At 54.8% G+C, this 2,356-nt stretch carries 1 protein-coding gene; it reads left to right on the top strand.

Annotated elements, in window-relative coordinates; all coding sequences use genetic code 11:
* The coding region (locus tag BOW51_RS09990) for a penicillin-binding protein 1A (RefSeq protein ID WP_078477588.1) at positions 1-2,238 on the top strand (2,238 nt) is incomplete at its 5' end.
* Between the last annotated feature and the right edge of the window lie 118 nt (positions 2,239-2,356).

Genomic DNA, 2,356 nt, shown 5'->3' on the forward strand with positions numbered 1-2,356 from the left:
TGGTGTCGCTTGGTGTCGCTTGGTGTCGCTTCTGCGTGGTTTTACCTTGATTCGCAGCTGCCTGATGCCGAGGCACTGCGTGATGTTCGCTTGCAAATACCCCTGCGTATCTATTCAGCCGAAGGAGATATGATCTCGGAATATGGTGAGAAACGTCGTGAACCCCTGACACGCGAAGAGATTCCGGATGCGATGGTGAAGGCGATTCTCGCTGTTGAGGATTCCAACTTCTACACTCATCCGGGTGTCGACTATAAGGGCCTGCTGCGTGCTGTTGTCAGTCTCATCAAGACCGGGCGCAAGAAGCAGGGCGGCAGTACCATCACCATGCAGCTGGCGCGTAATTTTTTCCTCTCGCCAGAGAAGAGCTACAAGCGCAAAGTCCTGGAGATTCTGCTCGCCCTGCGTGTTGAGCGGGAGCTTGAGAAGGATGAAATCCTCACTCTCTATTTAAACAAGGTTTACCTGGGGCACAGATCCTACGGCATCACGTCGGCGGCACATACTTACTATAATAAAGAGCTCGACGAGCTGAGCCTGGCCGAAATTGCCATGATCGCGGGCCTGCCCAAGGCGCCATCATCGAATAATCCGCTGACGAATCCTGAGCGTGCGCTGAAACGCCGCAATCACGTTCTCAAGCGCATGCATACACTCGAGCATATCAGCGATGCCGTTTACGAGGCAGAAACAGCGAAGCCAATCACAGCTTCTCGCCATACGCCTGAAATCGAACTCGGAGCAGCCTATATTGGCGAGATGGTGCGTGCCGAAATGGTCGAGCGTTTCGGTGATGCTGCCTACACCGGCGGTTTTCACGTGCATACAACAGTCAAAAACCGACTGCAGCGAGCTGCAAACAAGGCGTTGCGATCAGCGCTCGATGCCTATGACATGCGCCATGGCTATCGCGGTCCCGAGGCGCAGATAGCTGGTTGGCAGGATGCGAATGAGCGTGCCCGACAGCTTGGCCGGTTGCTGGCAGTCGGGAAATTGCTGCCCGTGATTGTCGTGGATATACCCTCGGAGCGTGAGATTGTAGTCGAACACGCAGATGGAAGTCGACGCACGATAGGCTGGCAAGGACTGCAATGGGCTTCGCCCTATGTGTCAGTCAACCGTCGCGGCAAGGAGCCGAAGAGAGCGGCAGATGTTGCCTCTCCGGGAGACCTCGTTCGTATCGCTTATGCGGAGAACGAAAAGGATGACAAGGGCGAGTTGCGCAGTTACTGGCGACTTGCACAGATACCCAAGGCACAGGGTGCACTTGTGTCACTCAATCCGCATACAGGAGCAGTGATAGCGCTTGCAGGCGGCTATGCTTTTTTTCACAGCAAATTCAATCGTGTTACCCAGGCATCGCGCCAGCCTGGCTCGGGTTTTAAGGGCTTTATCTATTCGGCTGCGCTTGCTGCGGGCTATCAGCCGTCGAGCATTATTAATGATGCGCCAGTTGTGATCGAGGATGAAACGCTTGAGGAAGGAGTTTGGAAGCCATCCAACGCTAATCGAAAATTCACTGGCCCTACAGCATTACGACAGGGGCTGGCCTTCTCCAAGAACCTGATTTCGATTCGCCTGTTACGCAGTATCAGTATCGATTTTGCGCTAGATCACGTCACTCGCTTTGGTTTTGAGAAGGAGAAGTTGCCGCGTGGCCTCGCCCTTGCGCTCGGCAGTGCCGAGGTGACGCCAATGATGATGGCTCGCGGCTACAGTGTCTTTGCCAACGGTGGTTACCTGGTGAATCCTTACCAGATCGTACGTATCGAGCAGGAAGGTGTCGGCACGATTTACCGGGCGAAACCGCTCAGGGCCTGCGAGGTGTGCCCCACGGACGAGCAGGCGCCGAGGACGGTGAGTGTGGAAAACCGCTATTTAATCTACTCGATGATGAAGGATGTCATCAACATGGGTACGGGCAAGGATGCGAAAGTACTCGGACGCAAGGATCTTGCGGGTAAAACAGGCACGACAAACGACTATAAGGACGCCTGGTTCAACGGCTATAATGAATCACTGGTTGCAGTTGCATGGGTTGGTCTTGATAACTCGTTGTCACTCGGCAGGCGCGAGTTTGGTGGACGAGCGGCGCTGCCTGCCTGGATAGATTACATGCGCGTGGCACTGGATGGCGTCGCGGAGACCGAACCGCTGCAGCCTGAAGGCATTGTCCATAACGGCGCTGACTTCGAGGACGTTACGGTCGAGGCGGATTTTCAATCCGGAGCTCCTTGATGTGCTGGACGAACAGCCACAGGCGGAGGATGACCTGTTTTAATGAGAACAGGAGTAAATCCATGAAGCAGAAGATTGCCGAAGAGGCTGCCCGGCTTTTAACAGAGGCGGGTACAGT

This window comes from Solemya elarraichensis gill symbiont (assembly GCF_002021095.1).
Taxonomy (GTDB): domain Bacteria; phylum Pseudomonadota; class Gammaproteobacteria; order Chromatiales; family Chromatiaceae.